Source organism: Intrasporangium oryzae NRRL B-24470, assembly GCF_000576595.1.
In the GTDB taxonomy this organism is placed as follows: Bacteria; Actinomycetota; Actinomycetes; order Actinomycetales; family Dermatophilaceae; genus Intrasporangium_C; species Intrasporangium_C oryzae.
Genome location: NZ_AWSA01000028.1, coordinates 13016 through 37750, shown reverse-complemented (window position 1 = coordinate 37750; position 24735 = coordinate 13016). Strand labels below are relative to the sequence as shown.

The window sequence follows — 24735 nt, the reverse complement described above, 5'->3', positions numbered from 1 at the left end:
CCGGTCAGCGGACGGAAACGGTGGCGAGGTCCACGATCCCACCGACGGCATGCTCCTCGTAGTGCCGGACGCTGCCGCCGTGGACGTGGAGGGCCTTCGTCGCGCAGAGGGCGACATAGCCTCCGCGCTCGCGGATGAGCGCGTCGGCCTGCTCCCAGATCCGGCCGCGGGCGGCCTCGTCGGCGGTCGCGTCGGCCTGGTCGATGAGCCTCTCGACCGCCGCGTCGCCGAAGTAGCCCGCGTCCTGCCCCGGGCCGCTCGAGTCGACGTTGATCCTCGCGTCGAAGAGGGCCGGGATGACGGCGCCCGCCGAGGGGTAGTCAGGGGTCCACACGCCGCGGAAGACGTCGTAGGCGTTGACCGACGTCGCCTTCTCGATCGTCTTGTAGTACTCCTCGGGCTGAACCGGGACCAGCTCGATGTCGAAGCCGGCGCGTTCCCACCCGGCGGCGAGGGCGGCATACGCCTTGTCGGCGAGGACGGACTGCGCGTGGACGACGCGCACCTTGACCGGGAGCCTGAGACCCGAGCTCTGGAGGAGCGCCCGGGCCGCCTGGGGGTCGCCGGCGACCTTGCCCGCCTTGCCGGGATCGGTGCCGACCGAGGAGATCGCCGGGCCGAGGATCGACCAGCTCGGCGAGCCGGCACCCTCGCCGCCGTTGGCGGCGACGTAGGTCGCGCGGTTGGTCGCCAGGGCGAACGCCTCGCGGACCTTCGGGTTGGACATCACCTTGCTGCGCATGTTGAGCGCGAGGTAGTCGACGTTGCCGGTGTACGGGAAGGTGAGCCGCGCCTGGAGCATCGAGCCGGCCTGGTTGCGCAGCGTCGGCGACGCCTGGACCCACGACACGGCGTAGGCGTCCTGGTCCTTGTCGTTGAGCAGCCGCTGGATGATGGTCGGCTCGTCGAGGCCGGACGTCACGGTGATCGTGTCGGGGTAGGCCTTGCGGATCGGGTCGCTCGCCGGGTCCCACGCGCCGTTGCGGACGAACGTGCCGCCCTTGCCGACGACCCAGGGCTTGGCCAGCTTGTACGGGCCGGTCGACATGACCGAGAACGTCGCCTTGGCGTCCTTGGTGTCGGCCGAGGCCTTGCGGGGGGCGAACTCGGGCAGCGCGACGATGTGGGCGAAGTCCGGCTCGGGCTCGCGCAGGTGGAAGACGATCGTCCGGCCCTTGCACACGAGGGCCTTGTCGAAGGCGGCCTGGTCGGCCTTGTCACCCGGCCCGCTGTAGACGGGCTTCTCGAGCCCCTCCGCGGTGACGGCCGTCGGCACGTCGAGCAGGAAGCTCGCGTAGTTGGTGCCGGCGATGTGGGTCGTGCGGTCGAACGTGCGGGCCACGCCGTGGCGGATGTCCGCGCACGTCACGGGTGAGCCGTCCTCCCACGTGATCCCGTCACGGAGGGTGAAGGTCCACGTCCGGCCGCCGTCGCTCGGGGTCCCGGCCGACGTCGCGAGGTCGCCGACGAGCGTGCGCTGGTCGGCGCCCGTGCCGTAGGCCGTCAGGGTCCGCACGAAGGTCCGCTCGGCGAAGAACGCCTCCGGCCCGACGTACATCAGCTGGGGGTCCCAGGTCGCCACCTCGCCCGCCACGAGGACGCTCAGGTCGCCGCCGGGCTGCGGCGCGCCCTCGGGCGCGGCGGCGAGGCGGTCCGCCGCCCCTCCGCCGACGAGGTCGGTCGAGCAGGCGGCGACCCCACCGACGATGGTGAGCACCACGACGACCGCCGCCACGAAGGCGGCCCGGACCTGACGCGTCACCCCGTCTCGCACCGGCGCCTCAGCCCTCCGAGCGCGCAGCGGCCCGAGCCCGCGCTGCCGTGCGGGAACGCTCGTTGGCGTCGAGCACGACCTTGCGGATCCGGACCGCGTCGGGGGTCACCTCGACGCACTCGTCCTCGCGGCAGAACTCGAGCGACTGCTCGAGGCTGAGCGCGCGGGGCGGCACGATCTTCTCGAAGTTGTCGGAGGAGGAGGCGCGCACGTTGGTCAGCTTCTTCTCCTTCGTGATGTTGACGTCCATGTCGTCGGCGCGGGAGTTCTCGCCGACGATCATGCCTTCGTACACCTCGGTGGTGGGCTCGGTGAACAGCGTGCCACGCTCCTGCAGGTTGACCATGGCGTAGGCCGTGACGACTCCGGCGCGGTCGGAGACGAGCGAGCCGCTCGTGCGCGTCGTGATGGTGCCGAACCACGGCTCGTAGTCCTCGAAGACGTGGTGGGCGATGCCGGTGCCGCGCGTCTCGGTGAGGAACTCGGTCCGGAAGCCGATGAGCCCACGCGACGGCACGAGGAACTCCATCCGGATCCAGCCGGTGCCGTGGTTGGTCATCTGCTCCATCCGGCCCTTGCGGGCCGCCATGATCTGGGTGATCGGGCCGAGGAACTCCTCGGGCGTGTCGACCGTCAGGCGCTCGACCGGCTCGTACGTCTTGCCGTCGACCTCGCGCGTCACGACCTGCGGCTTGCCGACGGTCAGCTCGTAGCCCTCGCGCCGCATCTGCTCGACGAGGATGGCCAGGGCGAGCTCGCCGCGACCCTGGACCTCCCAGGCGTCGGGCCGCTCCGTGGGCAGGATGCGGAGCGAGACGTTGCCGATGAGCTCCTTGTCGAGGCGGTCCTTGACCATGCGGGCCGTGACCTTCGTGCCCTTCGTCGGGCCGCGGCCCACGAGGGGCGAGGTGTTGGTGCCGATCGTCATGGAGATCGCCGGCTCGTCGACCGTGATGAGCGGGAGCGGGACGGGGTTCTCGGCGTCGGCGAGCGTCTCACCGATCGTGATCTCGGGGATGCCCGCCACGGCGATGATGTCGCCGGGGCCGGCGCTCTCGGCGGGCTTGCGCTCGAGGGCCTCGGTCATGAGCAGCTCGGTGATCTTGACCCGCTGCTGGGTGCCGTCGGCACGGCACCACGTGACCTGCTGGCCCTTCTTGATCGTGCCGTTGTGGACCCGCAGGAGCGCCAGGCGACCGAGGAAGTTGGAGGCGTCGAGGTTGGTGACGTGGGCCTGCAGCGGCGCCTCGTCGTCGTAGGTCGGCGCCGGGATGGTGTCGAGGATCGTGCTGAAGAGCGCCTCGAGGTCGTCGCCCTCAGGCAGGCCTCCGTCGGCGGGTCGGTCGAGGGAGGCGCGGCCGGCCTTGGCCGAGGCGTAGACGATCGGGAAGTCGATCTGGTCCTCGCTCGCGTCGAGGTCGAGGAAGAGCTCGTAGGTCTCGTCGACGACCTCGGCGATCCGCGAGTCGGGACGGTCGACCTTGTTGATGCAGAGGATGACCGGCATCTTGGCGGCGAGCGCCTTGCGCAGGACGAAGCGGGTCTGGGGCAGCGGGCCCTCGGAGGCGTCGACGAGCAGGACGACCCCGTCGACCATCGAGAGGCCGCGCTCGACCTCGCCGCCGAAGTCGGCGTGGCCCGGGGTGTCGATGATGTTGATCGTGACGCCGTCGGTGAGACCCGCGTCCTGCGCCGCCTTGCCCGTGTAGTGCACCGCCGTGTTCTTGGCGAGGATCGTGATGCCCTTCTCGCGCTCCAGGTCGCCGGAGTCCATGGCACGCTCGTCGACGTGCTGGTGCTCGCCGAACGCGCCGGACTGCCAGAGCATCTTGTCGACGAGGGTGGTCTTGCCGTGGTCGACGTGAGCGACGATGGCGACGTTGCGGATGTCCGCGCGGGTCTTCATGGGCATGAGGGACAGTCTCTCAGGAATTCGGGGATGCTCCGAACCGGGCCTCGAGCCGCTCGACGATCGGCAGGTCGGCCGGGAGCCAGGCGACGTCGAACAGGTGCCCTGCACCGAGCCAGCGCACCTCGTCGTGGTCCTCGATCGCGGCAGGCTCACCCTCGACGACGACCGCCAGCCAGACGAGCATCTCGTAGCGCTCCCCCAGCAGCCAGGATCGACCGGGCAGCGGGCCGTCCACCGGCGGCCCGACCTCCACGACGACCCCGAGCTCCTCCCTGAGCTCGCGGTGCAGCGCTTCGAGCGGTGTTTCGTCGAGCTCGACCTTGCCGCCGGGGAGCTCCCACCCACCGGCAAGCACCGAGGGACCTGTGCGGCGGGCGGCGAGCAGCCGGGTCGGCGTCCGCAGGTCGTCGACGACGGCCGCAGCCACGACGAGGGCGCGACCCGAGGACGGAAGGTGGGGTGACAGGTCCATGGCGCCCACGATGGTGTCACATGCACTCCGCCCGTCGGCGGCCTGGTCCTGCCTGCTCGTGATCGGGCTACCCGGGCGACATCCCCTGCACAGGGGTTTACTGGGGACATGGCACGACGACTCGACGGCGAGGAGATCGCGCGGCAGCTGCGGGACCTGCCCGGCTGGACGCGCGAGGGCGACACGATCTGGGCCGTCTATGTAGCCCCCGACTTCCTTACCGGAATCCGGCTCGTCGAGGAGGTGGCAACCGACGCCGAGGCGATGAACCACCATCCTGACATCGACATCCGCTGGACCAGCGTCCGCTTCTCACTCTCGACCCATTCCGAGGGCGGCCTGACCCAGCTCGACGTCGAGCTGGCGCACCAGATCGCGCAGGCGGCCTCGCACCGAGGTGCGCGGCCGCCTGCGGCTGATCAGGAGTAGCGGGCGGTCAGAAGACCTCCACCTTCGGCGGGCCGGCGAAGTGGCACGCAACCTGGTGGCCGTTCTCGACCTGGATGACCGGGGCCTCGGTTGTGCAGCGCGTGCGCTCCGACTCGCTGAGCTCCTCGCGGAACCGAGGGCACCGCGTGTGGAAGACGCATCCGCTGGGGGGGTTGATCGGGGAGGGCAGGTCACCCGTGAGCAGGATGCGTTCCCGCTTGTTCTCCCGACGGGGGTCAGGGATCGGCACCGCCGACAGGAGCGCCTGCGTGTACGGGTGCAGGGGGTTCTCGTAGAGGTCCTGGCGCGAGCCCATCTCCATGATCTTGCCGAGGTACATCACTGCGACGCGGTCGCTGATGTGGCGCACCACGGCGAGGTCGTGGGCGACGAAGACGTAGGTGAGCTCGAACTCGTCCTGCAGGTCCTCGAGGAGGTTGACCACCTGAGCCTGGATCGACACGTCGAGTGCGGACACAGGCTCGTCGCAGACGATGAGCTTGGGCCGCAGGGCCACCGCTCGCGCGATGCCGATGCGCTGTCGCTGGCCGCCTGAGAACTCGTGCGGGAACCGGTTGTAGTGCTCGGGGTTGAGCCCCACCCGCTTCATGAGGCTCTGCACCTCGGCCTTGATGCCCCCCTCGGGGGTGATTCCCTGGATTCGGAACGGCGCCGCGATGATCGTCCCGACGGTCTGACGCGGGTTGAGCGAGCCGTAGGGGTCCTGGAAGACCATCTGCATCTCGGTGCGGAGCCGACGCAGCTCCTTGCCCTGGACGTTGGTGATGTCCTTGCCCTGGTAGCGGATGGTGCCACCCGTGGGCGGCAGCAGCTGCAACATCGTGCGTCCGGCGGTCGACTTGCCGCATCCCGACTCGCCGACCAGACCCAGGGTCTCCCCCTTGCGCACCGAGAAGGAGATGCCGTCGACGGCCCTCACCGGGTCGGCCGCACGGTGGACGAGGCCGGAGGTGTGCATCGGGAAGTACTTCTTGAGGTCGGTGACCTCGAGGATCACCTCGCCCAGCGCCACGCCCTCATCCGTGGCCTTGCGGCGTTGACGCATGAACCGCTTGCCGCCCGCGGCGCCGGTCTTGTCGTGAGAGGCACTCGGCGTCGTGACAGAGGCACTCGGCGTCGCGACGGGAGTGGCCGCCGGCTCGTCGTCCGGCACCTGGGTCGACGGGGAAAGGTCGGTCATCATGCCGTCCTGGTCTTGGTCTTGGCTTGGGAGATCGCGCGACGCTCACCCTCGGGAATGAGGCATCGTGCCGGGTGCTCTGTGGAGATGTCGAACTCAGGGATCACGCTCGAGCAGCCCAGGCGCGCGTCGTCCCGGAAGGCGCACCGCGGGTGGAATGCACAGCCGGGGGGCGGGTTGATGAGCGACGGAGGGTTGCCGGCGATCGGCACCAGTCGCTCCTTCTTCTCGGAGTCGATGCGCGGCATCGACTGGAGCAGTCCCCACGTGTAGGGATGCATGGCCTCGTAGAAGATCTCCTCGGCCTCCCCGCCCTCGACCGCCTTGCCGGCGAACATCACCATGATGGAGTCCGCGAGCTCCGCGACGACGCCGAGGTCGTGGGTGATGATGATGATCGCCGAGCCGAACTCCTTCTGGAGGTCGACGAGCAGGTTGAGGATCTGCGCCTGCACGGTGACATCGAGAGCGGTGGTCGGCTCGTCCGCGATGATCAACCGGGGGCTGTTGACCAGCGCCATCGCGATCATCGCGCGCTGTCGCATGCCGCCGGAGAACTCGTGTGGGTACTGGTCCACGCGCTTCTGCGGGTTGGGGATACCGACGCGGTCGAGCATCTCGATGACGTGGGTCCGGGCCGCCGCCTTCGTCACGTCGTTGTGGACGCGGTACGCCTCGACGATCTGGTTCCCGACCGTGTAGTACGGGTGCAGGGCGGACAGGGGGTCCTGGAAGATCATGGCGATGTCACGGCCGCGCATGCGGCGCAGGTCCTCGTCGACGATCTTGATCAGATCGCGCCCGTCGAAGACGATCTGCCCCTCCACCATGGCCCGAGTGCCGCGGTGCAGACCCATGATGGCCTGACTGGTGACCGATTTGCCCGATCCGGACTCACCCACGATCCCGATGGTCTCACCGGCGCGAAGGTCGAAGGTCAGGCCGTCGACCGCCTTGACCAAGCCGTCCTCGGTGGGAAACGTGACCTTGAGGTCGCGCACCGACAGAAGCGCGCCGGAACTTGCGGGGTCCGCGGAGGCCCACCTGCTCATAGGGTGTCCAATCTGTTGAGCTCGTCGATCAGGAGTACTTGACCCGCGGGTCGATCACGGCGTATAGCACGTCGACGATGATGTTCGCGGTGATGATGAAGGCCGCTGCGACGAGGACGATGCCCACCGTGGTCGGCAGGTCGTACGTCGTCGCCGCCTGGACCGCCAGCTTGCCCAGACCGTTGTAGTTGAACACAGTCTCGGTGATGATCGCACCCGCGAGGAGCGCGCCGAGGTCCAGACCCGCAACGGTGGCGATCGGTGTGAGGGCCGCGCGCATGGTGTGCTTGCCCATGATCTGTCGCTGCGGCAGACCCTTGGCTCGAGCCGTCCGGATGTAGTCCTCGCCCATGGACTCGAGCACGAACGCCCGCGTGAGACGGATGTAGCCGGCGATGTAGATCAGCGCCAACGTCAGCGACGGCAGGAAGAGGCCGGACAACCACGCGCCGACCCCGCCCTCACTGATCGGCGTGTAGACCGGGATCGGTGTCAGCTGCCACTTGATGGCCACGAAGATATACAGGGACAGGCCGATGAAGAAGGTGGGGAAGGAGTAGACGACGAGGGCACTCCCGACCAGCGCCCGATCGGCGAACCGCCCCTTGTACAGCGCGGCTATGATGCCGCCGGATATGCCGAACACCATCCACATGAGGAACGCCATGAACGCCAACGAGATGGAGATCGGTGCCGCCTCGGCGATGAGTGAGGTCACCGTCGCACTCTGCAGCGGCGAGTAGCCGAGACAGGGGGCCGGGCAGCTGGCGATGGTCTCGGGAGCGGACTTCTTGAGCTCGGGGTCGTCGGGGAACTCGCGCCCGACGAAGACGCCCTTGACGAACTCGCCGTACTGCACCAGCACCGGCTTGTCATACCCGAGCGCCTTGCGGTTCTGCTCGATGAGCTCGGGCGAGCAGTTCTTGCCACAGGTGTACCGGGCGGGATCGGAGGGAGCCGCGAAGAAGAGCAGGTACGTCACCAGGCTCATCACGAAGAGCATGATGACGCCGACGAAGATGCGGCGAACGACGTAAGCAAACATGGTTGTTCCACCCTAACGGGCTCGAGGGTGCGGGGGCACTGACCTCACAGATGGTGGGAGCCCGGAAGGGGCTCCCACCACCTGGTTACGGCTGGTTACCGCAGGATGAGGGTCACTTCTTCACGCCGATCGAACCGAGGTCCGGGTAGCCGCTCGTCGCGGCGCTCTGCGCATAACCCGTGATCCCGGAACCGTGCAGGAAGTAGAACTTCTCCACGGTCAGCGGGATGTACGCGACGTCCTTGCCGAGCTGGTCGTCGGCCTGGGCGTAGACCGTCGCGGCAGACTGGACGTCCGCGGCCTTCGCGGCCTGGTCGAACAGGGAGTTGACCGCGTCGCTCTTGTAGTTGCCGTAGTCCTGACCGTTGGACTTCGGGTTGGTGCCGACACCGTTGACGCGCGAGTCGAACAGCGGAGCCGTGACGGTCGCAGCGGAGGGCCAGTCAGCGCCCCAGCCACCCCAGTACACGTCAGACTTCGTGTTCGGGTTCTGGATCACGTCGTAGTACGTGTCCGTCAGCGGGTCGAGGGTCGTGGAGAAGCCCGCCTTGTCCCAGCCCTGCTTGAGGGCCGCGGCCGCGTTGTCGGACTCCGGCGTGCCACCGCTGTAGGTGTACTTGATCTTGACCGGAAGCGTGACACCCGCCGACTGGAGCATCGCCTTGGCCGCCGCAGTGTCACCCGCGTCGGGCCCGGTGAAGGCAGCGTTGTCCTTGTAGCCGACGATGTCCGGGTTGACGATCGACTTCGCCGGGACGCCGTACTTGTCGCCACCGGACGCGGTGATGTAGGCCGTCTTGTCCGTCGCGAGCTTGAGCGCATCACGGACCTTCGGGTTCTTCATCACGTCGGAGTTGAAGTTCGGCAGGAGGTAGTCGACGAACGGCGCGTTGACGAGCGTCGAGCGCGACTTGACCGTCGGGTTGCTGTCGATCTGGGAGTACATCGAACCCGGGATCTTGCGGTCGGTCACCGCGTACTTGTCGTCGCCACTGTCGGCGATGAGTCGCTGGTTGATGATCTCGTTGGTCAGACCCTCGGTGATGACGATCTTGTCCGGCAGCGCCATGCGGCCGGTCTGGTCCGTCTTCGGGTCGTAGTTGGGGTTGCGGACGAACGTGCCGCCCTTGCCCTTCTGCCACGTGCCCTGCAGCTGGTAGGGACCGCTGCTGAAGATGGCGTAGTTGGACTGGTCGCCCTTGTCCTGGTCAGCCCGGTAGGGCGCGAACGACCGCAGCGAGGCGATCGCGAGCGGGAAGTCGGCCCACGGCTTGTTGAAGTGGTACGTGATCGTCTTGCCCTCGCACGCCACAGCCTTGTCGAAGTCGGCCTGCCCGGTCTTCTTGTACGGGCCGTTGTAGACGGGCAGGCCGTCCTTCTGCGGGACGTCAAGGTAGCCGAGCTGGTAGTTCGGGCCACCGGTGATCACGTCGGTCGCGAAGCCACGCGACAGACCGTACTTGAGGTCCTCACACGTGATGTCCTTGCCGTCCTGCCACTTCACGCCGTCCTTCAGCGTGAACTTCCAGACCTTGCCGCCCTCGCTCGACGTGCCCGTGTCGGTGGCGAGGTCCGCCACCGGCTTGGTGGCCTCCTCGCCCGTCTTGCCGACTGGGAAGGACACGAGGTCGCGGTAGAACAGGCGGTTCTCGTTCGCGAGGTCGCGACCGATGTAGGTGCGCTGCGGGTCGAGGTGCTCGGCGGGCCGCTTGGTGAGCCAGTAGACGGTGCCCCCCTTCTGCCCAGCGGCGGCCGAGCCGGTGGCGGACCCGTTGCCCGACCCGGTCGTCGTGCCTCCCCCACCGCACGCGGCAACGCTGAGGACCGAAGTCACAGCGAGGACCGCGAGGGCCGTCGTCCTTCTGCTGATGGTCATTCCCTCTCCTTCGTTGAACGCACCGTGTTCACGGCGCTTTGCCCCTCAGTCGATCGCCGAGGGAATTCTCATCGCCCCATGCCTGCGGGCGAATGCGTGGTTGGTCAGCGGTCCGCCTTCGGGTCGAGCGCGTCCCGCAGCCCGTCGCCCATGAGGTTGAAACAGAGCACGAGGGTCGCGATCGTGATGGCGGGGAACAGGAAGAACGTGACGTCGGAAGCCGCATAGTTGACCGAGTACGTCAGCAGGTTGCCGAGCGTCGGGGTGGGCGGCTTGATGCCGACACCGAGGTAGCTCAGCGCTGCCTCGGCCGAGATGTAGGCGGGCATGAGCAGCGTCCCGTAGACGAGCAGCGGTGCCCACAGGTTGGGCAGGAGCTCTTTGAAGAAGATCCGCCCGTTCGACGCACCCAGGCTCTTGGCCGCCTCGACGAACTCACGCTCGCGCAGCGAGAGGACCTGACCACGGATGATGCGGGCGATCGTGGGCCAGCCGAAGAGGCCGAGCACCAGCACGATGTACACGCCGTTGCTGGGGTTGCCGGCCGGGACGCCGGCGTTGGTGATGATGTCGATGAACATCCCGGAGAGCGCCAGGAGCATCAGGGTCTGCGGGAACGACAGGACCATGTCGATGACCCGGCTGATGGCGAAGTCGGTCCTGCCGCCGAGGAAGCCGGCCACGAGACCGGCGACGGTCCCCAGCACCACCGTGATGATCGTGGCGCTCAGCGCGACGGTCATCGAGAACGTGACGCCGAGCACGATCCTCGACAGGACGTCTCGGCCGGTGCCGGGCTCGACGCCCAGAGGGTGCTGCCACGAGATCCCGCCGCCCCCGTCGATGGGGAGTCCGCCCGTGTTGGGGTCGATGAGCTCGGGGTGGAACGTCTCGGGGTCGAGCACGCCGAGGGCGGTGAGGACGGGGGCAAGGATGGCGATAACGATCGATGCGATCACGATGCCGGTGACCACCATGGTGATCTTGTCGCGACGCAGCCGCGCACGCGCGAGCTGCCACGGGGTGCGGCCCGCGATCGCCTTCTCATCGGTCGACCCCAGCGTCTCCACAGCAACGCCGGAACCGAACTCCATGTCCCGCTGGGTCTCGGACATGAGGTGGTTCCTCCTCTGATCTCGTCCGCGCCGAAGGTGCACGGCCGGACGTTCTACGACAACGGTCCCGATGTACGGAAGAAGTTCCGTAACTCGATGCGTCTCGGGGACGCTAACGCACACTGGTGCAGGTTTGAAGGGGCAACCGGCGGCTTCCGTCAAATGACGGCCGTGCAGATACCGAACCGTTACCCCTCTGCGACCTGCGCCCCCGCAGCCTAGCCTTCGGTGCTGGAGATTGCCGACTACCGGACCAATCGAGACCCCGGTACCTCGTGGCCTCCGCCGAGCCTGGGGAAGGGCGGGAAGGGGCCGGCGAAGGGGCCGGGAAGGTTTGTCCCGCTCGGCAGGTTGAGCGGGACATGGAGATCGACATCTGGTCCGACATTGCCTGCCCGTGGTGCTTCATCGGCAAGCGCCGGTTCGAGGCTGCCCTCGCGGACTTCCCGCACCGGGACGCCGTCACGGTGACGTGGCACAGCTTCCAGCTCGACCCCACGCTGCCCGAGCACTATGACGGTACCGAGCTCGACTACCTCGCGACCCGCAAGGGCCTCGCCCCGGAGCAGGTGCGTCAGATGTTCGACCACGTGCGTGAGGTCGCCGCGCCCGAGGGGCTGGACTACGACTTCGACACGCTCGTCGTCGCCAACAGCTTCGCCGGCCACGAGCTGCTGCACCTGGCCACTGCGAACGGGGTCGGGGCAATCGTCAAGGAGGCTCTGCTCTCGGCACACTTCGAGCACGGCGAGGACATCGGTGCCCGCGAGGTCCTCCTCCGGATCGGCACCGAGGCGGGACTCGACGCCGACACGATCAGCACGGCCCTCGACGAGGGCACCTACCGGGACGCCGTCCGCGCCGACATCGACGAGGCACACCGGCTCGGCATCCGGGGCGTGCCGTTCTTCGTCATCGACCGGAAGTACGGCATCTCCGGCGCGCAGCCGACCGAGCTGTTCGGTGAGGCACTCGACCAGGCCTGGCGGGAGTCGCACCCGCTCGTCATGCTCCAGCCGACGCCGGGCACCGCGCCCGCGGAGGCAGACCTCGCCTGCGGACCCGACGGCTGCGCCATCTGACTCAGCCCGCGGAGTGGGCCTCCGGCCGCCCGGCACCTGCCGTGGCGGGGTCGCCCATCGCGCCACGAGCCTCCTGGGCAGCGGTGACGAACGACGAGACCGGGCTCAGCCGCAGCATCTCGGAGATCCGCCCGGTGACGGCCCGAGGCCCGTCCAGCAGGACCCTGCCGCTCCGCAGCGCGGTGGACAGGGGGAGGTGGCCGAGCCAGACGGCATACAGCGACGCCACGTCGGAGCGGATCGTCAGGTCGACGGGGAAGCCGGGGTCGGCCATGCAGACCGACGGGACGCCGTGGTCGACGAGGATCCAGAAGCGGCGGGGGTCGTCCGCGAAGCGCAGATGGAGGACGTGCCGCTCGCCGACGAGCCCCGAGGTGTCCACGCGGGTGTGCATCCACCACACGAGCAGCTGCGCGTCGAGCTCCTCCGGCTGCGGCTCGCCGAAGACCCACTCCGCGCCCCACTGGGCCATCCCGAAGACGATCGGCTCGAGGGCGCGCCCGGCCGGGGTGAGCACGTAGTGTGAGCCCGCCCGCTCGACGACGCCGCAGCGCTCGAGGTGGCGAAGCCGTTTCGTCAGCAGGCTCCGCGACAGGCCGGGCAGGCCACGGGCAAGGTCGTTGAAGCGCGTCGTGCCGACCAGGAGGTCGCGCACGATGAGCAAGGTCCAGCGCTCCCCCACCACGTCGAGAGTGCGGGAGACGGGGCAGTACTGCCCGGCCCCCGGGTCGTGTCGTCCCATGCGGCCCTCCTGACCTGCTGGCGGCGCCCAGCCCCACCAGTATCGGTCTCGAACCTGGACCGCGTCAGTCCACGTCGTGGACTGGGTGCCCCGAAGGCCCCTCGTCGGTGGGGTGCCGGCGCCGGCACGTCGGCCCGGCGGCATACCCCGTGGTCGTCGTCCGGCTAGAGACGGCTCTCGGTCGCGTCCGTGCCGCCGAGCCGCTGGGCGAGCCAGACCGGGAAGATCGACAGGACGACGAGGACCACCGCGACGACGTTGACGACCGGTGCCTGGTTGGGCCGGAAGAGGTTGTTGAAGATCCAGATGGGCAGCGTCTGGCTGTCGGGACCCGCGGTGAAGGTCGTCACGACGATCTCGTCGAAGCTGAGGCCGAACGCGAGGAGCGCGCCGGCGATGAGGCTCGAGCGCAACAGCGGGAAGGTGACCCGCCGGAAGGTCGTCCACGGTCGCGCACCGAGGTCGGCCGACGCCTGCTCGAGCGACCCCCCGAGGCGGCGCAGTCGGGCGGTCACGTTGTTGAAGACGATGACGATGCAGAAGGTCGCGTGGCCGACGATGATCGTGAAGAGTCCCGCGCTGATGCCGAAGACGGGGCTGAGGATGTTCTGGATCACCGACTGGAGCGCGATACCGGTGACGATGCCGGGCAGGGCGATCGGCAGCACGACGAGGATCGAGATCGAGTGCTTTCCGAAGAAGTCGTAGCGGCTCAGCGCGAGCGCGAGGAGGGTTCCGAGGACGAGCGCGATGGCCGTCGCGCCCAGGCCCGCCTTGATCGAGACGAGCAGCGCGTCGCGGGGTCCCTGCGCCTCGAAGGCGGCCTGCCACCACTGGGTCGTGAAGCCCGGTGGCGGCCAGCCGAAGGTCTTGTCGCTGTTGAACGAGTTGATCGCGACGACGCCGAGCGGGACGTAGACGAAGGCGAGCACGAGCACGCCGAAGGCCGAGAGCGCGATCCGGGCGCCGCGTCCGAGTTTCATGTGCGAACCCCTCAGAGGTTCTCGAGGGCGCCGGCCCGGCGCACCGCGAGGAGGTAGAGGACCATGACGACGACCGACGAGGTGCCGAGCGCCGCGGCGAAGGGCAGGTCGAGCGTGATGTTCTGCAGGACGGCGGTGCCGAGGACCTGGAGCTTGCCGCCGACGATCGAGACGGCGATGTAGTCGCCGAGGCTGAGCGAGAAGGTGAAGACCGAGCCCGCCGCGATCGCCGGCCAGAGGGCGGGGACGACGACCCGTCGGAAGGTCGTCCACGGCCGCCCGCCGAGGTCGGCCGACGCCTCGAGGTGGCTCTCGGGGAGCCGCTCGAAGGCCGCGTAGACCGGCAGGATCATGTACGGCAGCCAGAGGTAGCTGAGGGTGATCACGACCGCGGCGAACCCGTAGCCGGGGGTCGTGCCGAACACGCTCTCGAGCACCCCGCTCGGCTGGAGCATCGCCCGCCACGCGTAGGCCTTGACGAGGTAGGAGGCCCAGAGCGGGACGAGCACGAGCGCGAGCAGGAGGCTGCGCGACCGCGCCGGGGCGACCCGGGCCATGAAGAAGGCGAACGGCACGGCGACGACGACGCAGAGCACGGTCACGAGGGCGGCGATGAGGATCGTGCGGCCGATGATCCCAAGGTAGGTCGGGGTCCGCAGCTCGCGGAAGTTGTCGAGCGTGAAGGTCCGCACGACGAGGTTGGTGAACGGGTCGGTCGTCCAGAATGCCGTGGCGAAGATGGCGACGAGCGCGCCGAGGTAGGCGACGACGAGCCAGAGCATCGGCGGGGTGAGCAGGGCGGCGAGACCCAGGCGTCTCCGCATCGTGGCCTTCCTCGGGTGGGATCGGGGATCCGGTCAGGGATCAGGTGTGCAGGTGGGCAGCCGGCTCACGGTGGGCAGCTGGTTCACGCGGTCACGCCCGGTCGGGCGTGAGGGTGCGGCGGCCGTCCGTCAGGGGTCCGGGCGGCCGCCGCGCTCAGGGGAGATCAGCTGTTGCGGATCTCGGTCCAGGCCTTGGTCCATGCCGCGTAGTCGGTGCACTTGACGTTGGTCCGGCCGTCGAGGCACGCGCTGATCGGCGTGTTCCAGTAGTGGACTTTGGCGAAGTACGCCTCGTCCTCGGCGTGGTAGGTCTTGCAGTGGTTCGGGTCGGCCGTCTCGGCGCACGCCTTCCGGTTGGCCGGGGCTTCACCGAAGTACTCGGCGATCTGGGCGTTGACCTTCGGCGAGACGATGTGGTCGATGAACTTGTAGGCGCAGGTCTTGTGCTTCGACTTGGCCGAGACCATCCACGTGTCCGACCATCCGGTCGCGCCCTCCTTGGGCAGGATCGCCTCGACGGGCGCCTTCTCCGCCTGGGCGACGTTGGCGATGACCTGCCACGTCGTCCCGACGGTCGAGGTGCCGTTCTTGAAGGCCTGGACCTCCTTGAGGTAGTCGCTCCAGTACTCCGAGACGTTGGCCTTCTGCGCCTTGAGGAGGTCGACGGCCGCGGCGAGCTGCTTGTCGTCGAGGGCGTAGGGGTCCTTGATCCCCAGCTCGGGCTTGGTCGACATGAGGTAGAGCGCGGCGTCGGCGATGTAGATCGGCGAGTCGTATGCCGTCACCTTGCCGGCCTGGGCGCCCGCCTTGTCGAAGACGGCACCCCACGAGTCGGGGGCCGGCTTGACGAGGTCGGTGCGGTACATGAGCAGGTTGGCGCCGCGCCCGTGCGGGATGCCGTAGGAGACGCCGTTGACGGAGTTCCACGGCTGGTTCTTGAGGGAGTCGAAGATGTCCGGGTAGTTGGTGATGAGCGAGGTGTTGACCGGCTCGACGTCACCGGCGGCGATGAGGCGCAGCGTGGCGTCACCCGAGGCGGACACGGTGTCGTACTCGCCGGTGCGCATGAGCTGGACGGCCTCGTCCGAGGTGCCGAACGTCTTGACGGTGACGTTGCAGCCGGTGGACTTCTCGAAGTCGCTGACCCAGTCGACCTTGGGGTCGTTGCTGCCATCCTCGACGTAGCCGGGCCACGCGAGGACCTTGACCTCGCCCTCGGGGGTGCCGAGCTTGTCGAGCGGCTTGAGGTCGGGGACCTTGAAGCCGCCGGCACCGGCGGTGGAGCCGCCGCCTGCCGGCGTGCTGCTGCCACAGCCGGCCAGGGCGAGCACGGCCACGGCAGCGAGCGCCCCGAGGCCCTTCTTCTTTGACGTTCGCACGCCGTTCTCCTTCACTTGCTTGTTGTTTCGGGCACGTCGATGACGTGCTCGGGGTCCCAGTCGAGCCGGACCCGGTCGCCGCGGCGCAGGGCTGCGCCGGCCGAGCCGGACCCGGAGTTCTGCTCGAGCGCGGTGAGGCGGGCCCCCGCGTCGAGCTGGACGACGAAGCGTGTCGTCGGCCCGCCGTAGACGACCTCCTCGAGCACACCGGTGGCCGTCGGGCGCCCCGGGGCCGCCGCACCCGCCGTCCCGTCCACCGGGGTGACGACGAGCTTCTCGGGGCGGATCGCGAAGGAGCCGTCGCGGCGCACGACGGTGCGGGCCGCCTCGCCGGTCAGGAGGTTGGAGGTGCCGACGAAGCCCGCCACGAACGCGGTCCTCGGGCTCTCGTAGACCTCGCGCGCCGTGCCGACCTGCTCGATCCGTCCCGCGTTGAACACGGCGATCCGGTCGGAGAGGGTGAGGGCCTCCTCCTGGTCGTGGGTGACGAAGAGGAAGGTGATGCCGACGTCCCGCTGGATCGCCTTGAGCTCGACCTGCATCTGCTCACGCAGCTTGAGGTCGAGGGCACCGAGGGGCTCGTCGAGGAGGAGCACCCGGGGGCGGTTGACGAGGGCGCGGGCGAGGGCGACGCGCTGGCGCTGGCCGCCCGAGAGCTGGGACGGACGGCGCGCTCCGTGGTCGCCGAGGCGGACCTGCTCGAGGGCCTCGGCGACGCGGGTGCGGCGCTCGGCGCGGCTGACCTTCTTGACGAGCAGGCCGTACTCGACGTTGTCGGCGACCGTCATGTGGGGGAAGAGGGCGTAGTCCTGGAAGACCGTGTTGACATCGCGGTCGTAGGGCTGGCGGCGCGTCACGTCCTCGCCGTCGAGCTCGATGCGCCCGGCGGTCGGCTCCTCGAACCCGGCGATCATCCGCAGGACCGTCGTCTTGCCCGAGCCCGAGGGCCCGAGCATCGAGAAGAACTCGCCCTGGCCCACGTCGAGGTCGACGTCGTCGACCGCGACGACGGGCGGGGTACCGGTGAACTCCTTGCGGAGTCGGTCGAGCCGGATCGCCGGCGGGGGTGTCGCCGTCATGTGTGGCTCCTCGAATCGATGGCCTGAGGTTCTGGACGCAAAAGGTATGGGTCCATATGTTTACGCGCAAGGGATTCGGGAAATTGATTCGGAGGTGTGATGGTCGACCGCTCGCTGCCGCTCGGTCCGTATGCCGCGGTCTTCGCGCCGCTGCCCGCCGAGGGCCGCGCCGAGGCCGTCACCCGCAGGCTCGGCGAGGCCATCGCCCTCGGCCTGCTCCCCGACGGGTGCATGCTCCCCCACGAGGGGGACCTCGCCGACCGGTTCGGCGTCGCCACTGTCACCGTCCGAGAGGCGCTCGGCGCGCTCCGCGAGGCGGACCTCATCGTGACGAGGCGCGGCCGCGGCGGCGGGTCCTTCGTCCGCTCCCCCGCCGACGGAGGCCGGGCGGCCATGCTCGCCCGTCTCGCGCACCTCGGGCTCGGCGACCTGCGCGACCTTGCCGACCACTACACGGCGATCAGCGGCCGGTGCGCCTACCTCGCGGCCGAGCGAGCCGACGAGGACGACCTGACGCGGCTGCACCGGCTCGCAGCCCAGCGGGCGGCACCCGACGAGCCCGGCGGCATACCCCGGCTGGAGGGCAACTTCCATCTCGAGCTCGCCGCGGTCGCCCAGTCGGCGCGCCTGACGCGCGAGGAGATGGCGCTCCAGCGCCAGGCCGGGCCGCTGCTCTGGCTCGCCCACGCCGAGGCCGGCGGGGCCGCGGCAACCACGGCAGCCCACGAGCGCATCGCCTCGGCCGTCGCCGGTGGCGATCCCGGGACGGCACGGGCCCGCGCGGAGGACCATGTGAGCGAGCTGTTCGACTCGGTGCGGACACTGCACCGGCACGCCCGCGGCAGCCGGACGAGGAGGACCCCATGACCGTCGTGACGAGGCAGGAGGACGTCGCCCGGTGGGTGGCGGACTTCGCGCACGACCTCTTCGAGCGCCTCGACGTGCTCGCGGCACGGCTCGCGGACGACGTGTCGCGGGATGCGCCACGACGGGCCGACCTCCGCCTCGAGCAGCTCTGCCGGTCGATGCTGACCGACCCGACCGTGCCGGTCGCGGGCGCCGGGGCCGTCATGGCACCCGGGGTACTCGCCGACGCCCCCTACTGGCTGGAGTGGTGGGTCGTCGACGGCGCGTCCAGGCCGACCGTGTCCAAGCTCGCGGCCGAGACCGACACGCGGGCGATCGGATTCCGCGACTACACCGAGCTGCCTTGGTACTCAAGACCCTTCGAGTCGGGCGAACGTCACATCACCGGCCCCTACGTCGACTACGTGTGCACCGACCAGTACACCCTGACCTTCACGCAGCCCGTGCACGTCGCCGGCGAGTTCGTCGGGATCGTCGGAGCCGACGTCCTCGTCGCGTGGTTCGAGGAGCACCTCCTCGAGGTCCTCGACGGGATCGAGCCGCCCTGCCTCGTCGTCAACGCGTCGGGCCGCATCGTCACGTCGTCGGACCCCGCCTGGGTGACCGGCGACCTCGTGCGCGGGCTCCCGCTCGCCCGGTGGCTCGCCGGTGACGACGCGCCAGACGCGCCGTGGCGGGCGACCCGGTGCGACGACCTTCCCTTCTTCGCGATCAGCCGGCGCTGACCGCGCGGGACTGCCACTCGGCGCGCAGGATCGCGTAGAGCCAGCCGTCGTGGTACGTGCCATCACGCCACTGGGCTCCCCGGGTGATGCCCTCGGCGCGCATGCCGATCTTCTCGAGCGCGCGGCGCTCACCGAGGTTGTCGACGTCGGTGTGGGCCTCGACCCGGTTGGCGGCGGTGTGCCGGAAGAGGAGGTCGACGACGAGGCGCTGGGCCTCGGTCCCGACGCCGTAGCCGCGCGCGCTCGGCCGGAGGTAGATGCCGATCATCGGGCAGCGTGACGCGGCGTTGGGACCCCACTGGTTCCACCGCCAGCCGACACCACCGACGACCTGGCCCTCGGCGACGACCGCGAGGGAGCCGTTGTCGTCGACGCGGCACGACGGCGGCTGGCTGTAGCCCGGCCGGGGCCCGAAGTCGTCGAAGTCGGACTCGCCCATCCGGGCCTCGGCGAGCTCGCCCGGACGGAGGGGACGGAGGATCACGTCAACCATGCCGACACCCTAGGCCGGATCGGGACGCCCGACGTCGCGAGCGCCCACTTCCGTCACGCGGTATGCCGCCCGGCCCGGCCACGCTGTCACGCGGGCGCCCGTGGGAGCCGGCTCGACGGCATACGGCCGGGATGGGTTCGGGCAGTCCGAGGTTCAGCCGCGGACGTCGCGGCGCCGGAAGCCCCACACCGCGACAGCGAGCAGGACGACGACCGTCGCGACCGCGACGAGGACGGACGGCCACGACACCCCGTGACGGAGCGGGTCGTGGGCGACGTACTGGTAGAAGGGCGAGTAGCGCTGGAGCGGCTCGAGCCAGGAGACCATCGGGCCGAGTCCGTTGACGAGGTAGGCGACGACGGCGACGAACGCGGGGATGCCGCGCGCCAGCGCCGGGCGTCCGGTCACGGCCCCGATGGCGAGCGCCATCGAGCCGAAGACGAGACCGAGGAGCGCGAGGTGGAGCATCGCCGCGGCCACCATCCCCGGCGGCAGGCTCATGTCGAAGAGCCTGCCGAAGAAGAGGAGTGAGACGCCCGTGACGGCCGCGATGAGGACGGTCCCCACCACGAGGGCGGCGGCCTTCTCGAGGACGACCTGCGTCCGGCTGACCGGGTTGGTCAGGAGCAGGTCGAGCGTGTGACGGTCCTCCTCGCCCGCAACGGCGCCGGTCCCCTGGGTCACCGTGTAGAGCAGGACGAGGATCGGGCCCATGAACGACATGAGCTCGATCTGGAGGTAGCCGGCGGGGGTGGACATGTCCGCACCGGAGGTCGCGAAGAGGGAGCGGAACGCCTCGGGCATCTGGTCGAGGAAGTCGTTGAGCGAGGGCTGGTCTCGGATGCTCGGCCAGATCGCGGCATACATGAGCACGACGAGGACGATCGCGACCACCCAGCCGAGCAGGCTGCGCTTCTGGTCGCGCAGCGTCTTGACGAGCACGTCACCGAACACCGGGAGCCTCCTGACCGTAGTACGCGAGGAACGTCTCCTCGAGGTCCGCCTCCGCGCACTCGAAGTCGACGACCGTGTGTCGCGCCGCCGCCTTGACGATCGCGTCGATGGCCACCTCGGGGGCGCTGCAGGCGACCGTGTGGTCGCTCACGACGAGGTCCCGCACCCCGGTGATGCCGAGGAACTCCCGTGCGTCCACGGAGTCCGAGAAGGCCACCCGGACGTGGTGGAGCGAGCGCCCGCGGAGGGTGTCCAGCCGCTCCACGGCGACGAGCGCGCCCTCACGCAGCACCCCGACCCGGTCCGCGACCCGCTGGACCTCGCTGAGGACGTGCGAGCTGAGCAGGACCGTCCCGCCCGTCGTCGTGTGCTCCCGGACGATGTCGTAGAACGCCTGCTGCGCGAGCGGGTCGAGCCCGCCGGTCGGTTCGTCCAGGACGAGCAGCTCCGGTCGGGACATGAGCGCGAGAACGAGCGCGAGCTTCTGCCGGTTGCCCTTCGACAGGTCCTGGGCCGGCCGGCCCAGGTCGAGGTCGAAGCGCCTTGCCAGCGCCTGCGCGGGGGCTGTGTCGCGCGTCCCGCGCAGGCGGGCCAGGTAGGAGGCGTGCTGGAGCCCGGTGAGCCGTGGGTAGAGACCCGGCTCGCCGGAGAGGTACCCGACCCGGCGGTGCACCTCCACCGACTGGCTCCACGCATCGAGGCCCAGGACCTGGGCAGTGCCGCTCGTCGGGCGGAGCAGACCGACGAGCAGCCGGAGGGTCGTCGTCTTGCCTGCGCCGTTGGGACCGAGGTAACCGAAGACCTCCCCGCGATCGACCTGCAGGTCGAGCGACTGCAGCGCGAGGGTCGGGCCGTACGACTTCGTCAGGCCTCGCGTGCTGATGACCGGTGCGTCCACCATGACTTCAGGCTCGCCGGTGGTGGTGACCCTGGACAGGGCCTTTGGACCTGTTCCGTCGTCCGGGCCGCGATCCCCAGCCGGGCGGCTCGATGTGGTTCGCTGTCACGATGACCTCGCCCCGACGCCCACGTGCAGGACGCCAGCGATGAGCCGACGCGACGACGTCGTCGACGGGCGCTACCGGCTGCTGGAGCGGATCGGCACCGGAGGCATGGGGTTCGTCTGGCGGGCCACGGACGAGCGGCTCGGAAGGGACGTGGCCGTCAAGCAGCTGCACCTGGCGCCCGGGTACGACGAGGCGGAGTCCGAGGTCTGGCGCCAGCGGGCCATGCGGGAGGCACGGATCACGGCGCGTCTGCACCACCCGAACGCCGTGGCGGTCTTCGACGTCGTCGCCAACCACGGCGAACCGTGTCTCGTCATGGAGTACGTGCCCTCGCGCAGCCTGCACGAGATCCTCCGCGAGCGCCGGACGCTGCCACCCGTGACCGTGGCGCGCATCGGCAGCGAGGTGGCGTCGGCGCTCGCGGCCGCGCACGACGTCGGCATCGTGCACCGTGACGTCAAGCCGGGCAACGTCCTCATCGCGGCCGACGGCACAGCGAAGATCAGCGACTTCGGCATCGCCCACGCACTCGGCGACGTGTCGTTGACCTCGACCGGCATGGTCACCGGCACGCCCGCGTACCTCGCGCCGGAGGTCGCACGCGGTGGCGACTCGACCCCCGCGTCGGACGTCTTCTCGCTCGGGGCCACCCTCTATGCCGCCCTCGAGGGGGCACCGCCGTTCGGCACCCACGAGAACCCGATGGCCCTGCTCCACCGTGTCGCCTCGGGCACGATCATGCCTCCCGCCGAGGGAGGACCGCTCACTCCTCTCCTGCTGCACATGCTCGCCCCCGAACCGGGCGACCGGCCGTCGATGGACGAGGTGGCCCGGCTGCTCCGGGGCGCGCCCGCGGGGTCCGCCGAGGAGCTCGGCACCACGCTGGTCCTGCCCGAGGCACCCGTGCCCGGCACCGAGCCGTCGGCGGGCCGCGCGGCCCCCACGGCGACGGTGCCCGTCGGGGCGACAGGGGCGGCCGAGGAAGGCGCTCGAGGGGCGACCCACCCGCCTCACGAGGCCCTCGCCGCCGCTCTCCTCGAGCCCGCGGGACCACGGCGGGGGGAGGCAGGCACGGAGCCGCCCGACCGCCACCGGCGACGAGACGCACTCGTCGGGCTCGCCCTGCTCGTCGCCCTCGCAGTCCTCGTCCTCGCCGTGCGCTCGCTCCAGGTCGATGCGCCCACCCCCGCGCGCGCCGCGGGGAGCTCCTCCGCGGGCACGAGCACGTCGCCCTCCCCGAGGCCGAGCTCGAGCGCCCCGACGGCGCGCCCCTCCACCTCGACTCCCCCGCGATCGTCCCCGTCCACGTCGGCCCCCGCCTCCGGGGCCGGCGCCCCCACGGCTGCCCAGCTGGCGCGAGCGGTCGAGGACTACTACGCCGTGCTCCCAGACAACCTCGACGCCGGGTGGGCGCGCCTCACGGAGCGCTACCAGCGCACCACGTCGAAGAACCGCGAGACGTATGCCGCCTTCTGGGGCTCGATCGACCGTGTCGGGGTGTCCGACGCTGCAGGGTCCCCGCCCGGCTCGGCGACGGCGACCGTCACATACCACTTCTCAGACGGCCGCATCTTCGTGGAGCGGACCTCCTTCGGCATGGTCGAGCAGGACGGGGTCCTCAAGATCGACCGGTCGAAGGTCCTCAGCAGCACGCAGAGGTAGGGCTCGGTTCGCCTACCACGGCACGTGCGCGACGTACCCCCTCAGCCGGGCGTGGATCACGACGGGCTGGCCTCCCTGGGTCTGGTCGCCGACCCGATGTCGATCCCCGCCTTCTCGGCGTCGCTGAAGTCCGTGGACGGGTAGCCGGCGACTGGGCCCCATGGCGAAGGAGTGACGCGACGGCTTACCCCGAGGCCGCAACGGCCTTCCTGACCGCACTGAGGTCGTCCGCCTGGAACCCGACGGGACGCATCACGGCGTACCAGGCATCGACGTACTCCGTCGTGTACTTGTGCCCATGGCCGGGCGGGACCCCGGTCGAGAACGGGAGATCGGCCGTGACCTGCCAGAAGGTCACGAGGGGCATCCACACCATGCTCTCGAGCACGTCGCTGCCCGGGGCCTCATGGATCCAGTCCGGCTCGGTGAAGAGCAGGTTCGGAGACCACCAGACGATCGGGTCGGACGGGTGCATCAGGTAGAGGACCCGCGTGCCGTCCCAGGGCTGGCCCGGAGGCGGTATGGCGGTGCTGGCGTCCGAGGCGAACCGCACCGTCCGGCCGTTCCGGTACACCGGCTGGGTCTCTGGACTGCCCGCGTCCCGGTGGTCGCTGAACTCGCGGAAGAGGGTGTTGAAGTTCGGTGGCCCCGCGAACACCGTGCCTGCGGTGCGGTTGCGCAGGTCGTACTCGCCGCTGAAGGCCGTCTCGCCGCCGAAGCTTCCGAGGCTCTCGCCGGCGACATACAGCTTGGGCCGCTGGTCCTGTGGCAGGTGTGACCAGCGGTCGTAGACCGCGTCGAAGAGCTCACGCCCCGCCTCCCGAGCCTTCGTCTGGTCCACGAGGAAGGAGAGCCACGACGGCAGGTAGGAGTACTGGATCGCCACGGTGGCCGCGTCGCCGCCGCTCAGGTACTCGAAGGGGGCGACCAGCGCGGGGTCGACCCAGCCGCTGCCCGTCGTCGTCACCACGAGCAGGTTGGCGCGCTGGAAGCCGCCGGCTCGCTCGAGATCGTCGACAGCCAGGGCCGCTCGGCGTTCGGCGTCGTCGGCCGACTCAAGACCCGCATACGTGCGGATCGGTTCCTTCGCCGGATGGTGCACGATCGTCTCGATGTCCTGGGCCGTGGGGCCAGAGCCGACGAACGTGCGGCCCTCCCGGCCGAGCGTCTCCCAGGCGACGAGCGATCCCGGGCCGCCGGAACGGAGTCCGGTCGTGGGTCGCACCACACCCTCCTCGGTGATGGTGTTGCGCACCGAGAATGCCTCGTCCATCGCGCTCACCAGGCCGTCGAGGAGGATGCCGCTGACGACGAGGTAGACGGTGACCGCCACGAGGATCCAGCCGGTCGCGGCGGCCGCGCGCCGCCCGAACCGGCGACTGAGCAGCTCCGCGACCCATCTGTAGACGCGACGAATGCCCCGCCCCATGAGCAGGAACAGCCCGAAGAAGAACGCGGCGACGAAGGGCGACGCGATGACCAGCGCGAGGTTGTACTCGGTGACGCCCATCAGCGACCGGATCTCGTGCTGCCAGTACTGGCCCAGGCCGAAGGCGACGATCAGGAGCACGCTGGCGCCGATGAGGAAGACACGCCAGGACGAGGGTCGCGGCACACGCGCCTCGCGATCGGCGAAGGCGCGCCAGATCCAGGCGACGAACACTCCGAGCCCGTATCCGATGGCCGCGGTGATGCCGCACACGATCCCTTGGAGGACGCCTCCGCGCGGAAGCAGCGACGGCGTGAACGACAAGGCTGCGAACACGACGGCCCCCCAGCACCCGGGGAGGGTGGCATGGAGAAGCCCGCGAAATCGCCGTGAGTGTGACGCTTGCACGGGAGGCGTCGTCGCCTCCCCGGGCGGCGCGCCGGAGACGTCGGGAAGCGGTTGACCGGCTGCCACCTGACCCGTCATGACGTCCTCGATCCGATCCAGGTCATGAAACCTCTCGGGCACACGCTGCCACAGCCGGTGGCCGAAAGTGGGTGAATGCGGGCAACGGCGAGATCCTCTCGGGCACCCGCTGGCCGGTTCGGCCCCGGCTGCGCCGCTGGCTCATCC

The 24735-nt window shown here is 69.7% G+C and carries 22 protein-coding genes; 5 read left to right on the top strand and 17 right to left on the bottom strand.

Features of this window, described 5'->3' with window-relative positions:
- Positions 1 to 4 precede the first annotated feature (4 nt).
- From N865_RS13435 to N865_RS13425, 3 genes are read right to left on the bottom strand one after another with little or no spacing between them, the layout of a single operon-like run.
- Complete coding sequence (locus N865_RS13435; protein ID WP_245603758.1) at positions 5 to 1762, bottom strand: ABC transporter substrate-binding protein; 1758 nt, start codon at positions 1760 to 1762, stop codon at positions 5 to 7.
- 19 nt (positions 1763 to 1781) lie between these two features.
- Positions 1782 to 3686: a translational GTPase TypA gene (typA, locus tag N865_RS13430; RefSeq protein WP_034806860.1), complete on the bottom strand. Its 1905-nt coding sequence runs from the start codon at positions 3684 to 3686 to the stop codon at positions 1782 to 1784.
- A gap of 13 nt (positions 3687 to 3699) precedes the next feature.
- Positions 3700 to 4158 carry an NUDIX domain-containing protein gene (locus N865_RS13425; protein ID WP_034806858.1) on the bottom strand — a complete coding sequence of 153 codons (459 nt, stop codon included), beginning with the start codon at positions 4156 to 4158 and terminating at the stop codon, positions 3700 to 3702.
- 108 nt (positions 4159 to 4266) lie between these two features.
- Between N865_RS13425 and N865_RS13420 the strand changes: the two genes are divergently transcribed.
- On the top strand, positions 4267 to 4587 hold the full coding sequence (locus N865_RS13420) for a 4a-hydroxytetrahydrobiopterin dehydratase (protein WP_034806856.1): 321 nt from the start codon (positions 4267 to 4269) through the stop codon (positions 4585 to 4587).
- Between the two features lie 7 nt (positions 4588 to 4594).
- On the opposite strand, the gene N865_RS13415 is transcribed toward N865_RS13420, so the two are convergent.
- The 5 genes from N865_RS13415 to N865_RS13395 all read right to left on the bottom strand — a co-directional run bounded on the left by N865_RS13415 (position 4595) and on the right by N865_RS13395 (position 10876).
- Positions 4595 to 5788, bottom strand: coding sequence for an ABC transporter ATP-binding protein (locus N865_RS13415; RefSeq protein ID WP_157557695.1), 1194 nt, complete (start codon positions 5786 to 5788; stop codon positions 4595 to 4597).
- Positions 5788 to 6840 (bottom strand): ABC transporter ATP-binding protein, encoded by a 1053-nt coding sequence (locus tag N865_RS13410; protein ID WP_051510560.1) that lies wholly within the window; start codon positions 6838 to 6840, stop codon positions 5788 to 5790. Before N865_RS13410 ends, N865_RS13415 begins: the two co-directional genes overlap by 1 nt.
- A 28-nt stretch (positions 6841 to 6868) precedes the next feature.
- Entirely contained in the window at positions 6869 to 7885 is a 1017-nt protein-coding gene (locus tag N865_RS13405; RefSeq protein WP_034806854.1) for an ABC transporter permease, read from the bottom strand.
- A gap of 112 nt (positions 7886 to 7997) precedes the next feature.
- A complete protein-coding gene (locus N865_RS13400; protein WP_034806852.1) occupies positions 7998 to 9761 on the bottom strand; it encodes an ABC transporter substrate-binding protein in 1764 nt (587 codons plus the stop codon).
- A gap of 104 nt (positions 9762 to 9865) precedes the next feature.
- Positions 9866 to 10876, bottom strand: coding sequence for an ABC transporter permease (locus tag N865_RS13395; protein ID WP_051510559.1), 1011 nt, complete (start codon positions 10874 to 10876; stop codon positions 9866 to 9868).
- A 362-nt stretch (positions 10877 to 11238) separates the two neighbouring features.
- Between N865_RS13395 and N865_RS13390 the strand changes: the two genes are divergently transcribed.
- Positions 11239 to 11958, top strand: coding sequence for a DsbA family oxidoreductase (locus tag N865_RS13390; protein ID WP_034806841.1), 720 nt, complete (start codon positions 11239 to 11241; stop codon positions 11956 to 11958).
- A gap of 1 nt (position 11959) precedes the next feature.
- Here the strand turns inward: N865_RS13390 and N865_RS13385 are convergent, their stop codons facing one another.
- The 5 genes from N865_RS13385 to N865_RS13365 form a co-directional block, all read right to left on the bottom strand.
- Positions 11960 to 12700: a winged helix-turn-helix transcriptional regulator gene (locus N865_RS13385; protein WP_084328211.1), complete on the bottom strand. Its 741-nt coding sequence runs from the start codon at positions 12698 to 12700 to the stop codon at positions 11960 to 11962.
- Between the two features lie 164 nt (positions 12701 to 12864).
- Positions 12865 to 13683 (bottom strand): ABC transporter permease, encoded by an 819-nt coding sequence (locus N865_RS13380; RefSeq protein ID WP_034806839.1) that lies wholly within the window; start codon positions 13681 to 13683, stop codon positions 12865 to 12867.
- Positions 13684 to 13694: 11 nt separating this feature from the next.
- Complete coding sequence (locus N865_RS13375; RefSeq protein WP_034806837.1) at positions 13695 to 14507, bottom strand: ABC transporter permease; 813 nt, start codon at positions 14505 to 14507, stop codon at positions 13695 to 13697.
- 164 nt (positions 14508 to 14671) lie between these two features.
- Positions 14672 to 15886 (bottom strand): ABC transporter substrate-binding protein, encoded by a 1215-nt coding sequence (locus tag N865_RS13370; protein ID WP_034806911.1) that lies wholly within the window; start codon positions 15884 to 15886, stop codon positions 14672 to 14674.
- 11 nt (positions 15887 to 15897) lie between these two features.
- Positions 15898 to 16965, bottom strand: a complete 1068-nt coding sequence (locus N865_RS13365) for an ABC transporter ATP-binding protein (protein ID WP_034806835.1) — start codon at positions 16963 to 16965, stop codon at positions 15898 to 15900.
- A 99-nt stretch (positions 16966 to 17064) separates the two neighbouring features.
- Here N865_RS13365 and N865_RS13360 point away from each other — a divergent pair, with 99 nt between their 5' ends.
- Positions 17065 to 17832, top strand: coding sequence for a FadR/GntR family transcriptional regulator (locus tag N865_RS13360; protein ID WP_051510558.1), 768 nt, complete (start codon positions 17065 to 17067; stop codon positions 17830 to 17832).
- Positions 17829 to 18557: a cache domain-containing protein gene (locus tag N865_RS13355; RefSeq protein ID WP_051510557.1), complete on the top strand. Its 729-nt coding sequence runs from the start codon at positions 17829 to 17831 to the stop codon at positions 18555 to 18557. Before N865_RS13360 ends, N865_RS13355 begins: the two co-directional genes overlap by 4 nt.
- Here the strand turns inward: N865_RS13355 and N865_RS13350 are convergent.
- The 3 genes from N865_RS13350 to N865_RS13340 all read right to left on the bottom strand — a co-directional run bounded on the left by N865_RS13350 (position 18544) and on the right by N865_RS13340 (position 20905).
- Entirely contained in the window at positions 18544 to 19050 is a 507-nt protein-coding gene (locus N865_RS13350; RefSeq protein WP_051510556.1) for a GNAT family N-acetyltransferase, read from the bottom strand. The two genes, N865_RS13355 and N865_RS13350, sit on opposite strands and share 14 nt — an antisense overlap.
- 153 nt (positions 19051 to 19203) lie before the next feature.
- Complete coding sequence (locus N865_RS13345) at positions 19204 to 20004, bottom strand: ABC transporter permease subunit (protein WP_034806833.1); 801 nt, start codon at positions 20002 to 20004, stop codon at positions 19204 to 19206.
- Positions 19994 to 20905 (bottom strand): ABC transporter ATP-binding protein, encoded by a 912-nt coding sequence (locus tag N865_RS13340; protein ID WP_034806832.1) that lies wholly within the window; start codon positions 20903 to 20905, stop codon positions 19994 to 19996. Before N865_RS13340 ends, N865_RS13345 begins: the two co-directional genes overlap by 11 nt.
- Positions 20906 to 21050: 145 nt before the next feature.
- Here N865_RS13340 and N865_RS13335 point away from each other — a divergent pair, with 145 nt between their 5' ends.
- Positions 21051 to 22673 carry a serine/threonine-protein kinase gene (locus N865_RS13335; protein WP_034806830.1) on the top strand — a complete coding sequence of 541 codons (1623 nt, stop codon included), beginning with the start codon at positions 21051 to 21053 and terminating at the stop codon, positions 22671 to 22673.
- A 184-nt stretch (positions 22674 to 22857) separates the two neighbouring features.
- On the opposite strand, the gene N865_RS13330 is transcribed toward N865_RS13335, so the two are convergent.
- Positions 22858 to 24438: an alpha/beta hydrolase gene (locus tag N865_RS13330; RefSeq protein WP_245603757.1), complete on the bottom strand. Its 1581-nt coding sequence runs from the start codon at positions 24436 to 24438 to the stop codon at positions 22858 to 22860.
- Between the last annotated feature and the right edge of the window lie 297 nt (positions 24439 to 24735).

Excerpts from the sequence above, each read along its gene's own strand:
- N865_RS13420 (WP_034806856.1), top strand. The coding sequence starts at position 4,267 with ATGGCACGACGACTCGACGGCGAGGAGATCGCGCGGCAGCTGCGGGAC.
- N865_RS13400 (WP_034806852.1), bottom strand. The coding sequence starts at position 9,761 with ATGACCATCAGCAGAAGGACGACGGCCCTCGCGGTCCTCGCTGTGACT.
- N865_RS13375 (WP_034806837.1), bottom strand. The coding sequence starts at position 14,507 with ATGCGGAGACGCCTGGGTCTCGCCGCCCTGCTCACCCCGCCGATGCTC.
- N865_RS13365 (WP_034806835.1), bottom strand. The coding sequence starts at position 16,965 with ATGACGGCGACACCCCCGCCGGCGATCCGGCTCGACCGACTCCGCAAG.
- N865_RS13390 (WP_034806841.1), top strand. The coding sequence starts at position 11,239 with ATGGAGATCGACATCTGGTCCGACATTGCCTGCCCGTGGTGCTTCATC.
- N865_RS13425 (WP_034806858.1), bottom strand. The coding sequence starts at position 4,158 with ATGGACCTGTCACCCCACCTTCCGTCCTCGGGTCGCGCCCTCGTCGTG.
- N865_RS13405 (WP_034806854.1), bottom strand. The coding sequence starts at position 7,885 with ATGTTTGCTTACGTCGTTCGCCGCATCTTCGTCGGCGTCATCATGCTC.
- N865_RS13335 (WP_034806830.1), top strand. The coding sequence starts at position 21,051 with ATGAGCCGACGCGACGACGTCGTCGACGGGCGCTACCGGCTGCTGGAG.
- N865_RS13380 (WP_034806839.1), bottom strand. The coding sequence starts at position 13,683 with ATGAAACTCGGACGCGGCGCCCGGATCGCGCTCTCGGCCTTCGGCGTG.
- N865_RS13410 (WP_051510560.1), bottom strand. The coding sequence starts at position 6,840 with ATGAGCAGGTGGGCCTCCGCGGACCCCGCAAGTTCCGGCGCGCTTCTG.
- N865_RS13395 (WP_051510559.1), bottom strand. The coding sequence starts at position 10,876 with ATGTCCGAGACCCAGCGGGACATGGAGTTCGGTTCCGGCGTTGCTGTG.
- N865_RS13340 (WP_034806832.1), bottom strand. The coding sequence starts at position 20,905 with ATGGTGGACGCACCGGTCATCAGCACGCGAGGCCTGACGAAGTCGTAC.
- N865_RS13350 (WP_051510556.1), bottom strand. The coding sequence starts at position 19,050 with ATGGTTGACGTGATCCTCCGTCCCCTCCGTCCGGGCGAGCTCGCCGAG.
- N865_RS13415 (WP_157557695.1), bottom strand. The coding sequence starts at position 5,788 with ATGACCGACCTTTCCCCGTCGACCCAGGTGCCGGACGACGAGCCGGCG.
- N865_RS13360 (WP_051510558.1), top strand. The coding sequence starts at position 17,065 with ATGGTCGACCGCTCGCTGCCGCTCGGTCCGTATGCCGCGGTCTTCGCG.
- N865_RS13385 (WP_084328211.1), bottom strand. The coding sequence starts at position 12,700 with ATGGGACGACACGACCCGGGGGCCGGGCAGTACTGCCCCGTCTCCCGC.
- typA (WP_034806860.1), bottom strand. The coding sequence starts at position 3,686 with ATGCCCATGAAGACCCGCGCGGACATCCGCAACGTCGCCATCGTCGCT.
- N865_RS13355 (WP_051510557.1), top strand. The coding sequence starts at position 17,829 with ATGACCGTCGTGACGAGGCAGGAGGACGTCGCCCGGTGGGTGGCGGAC.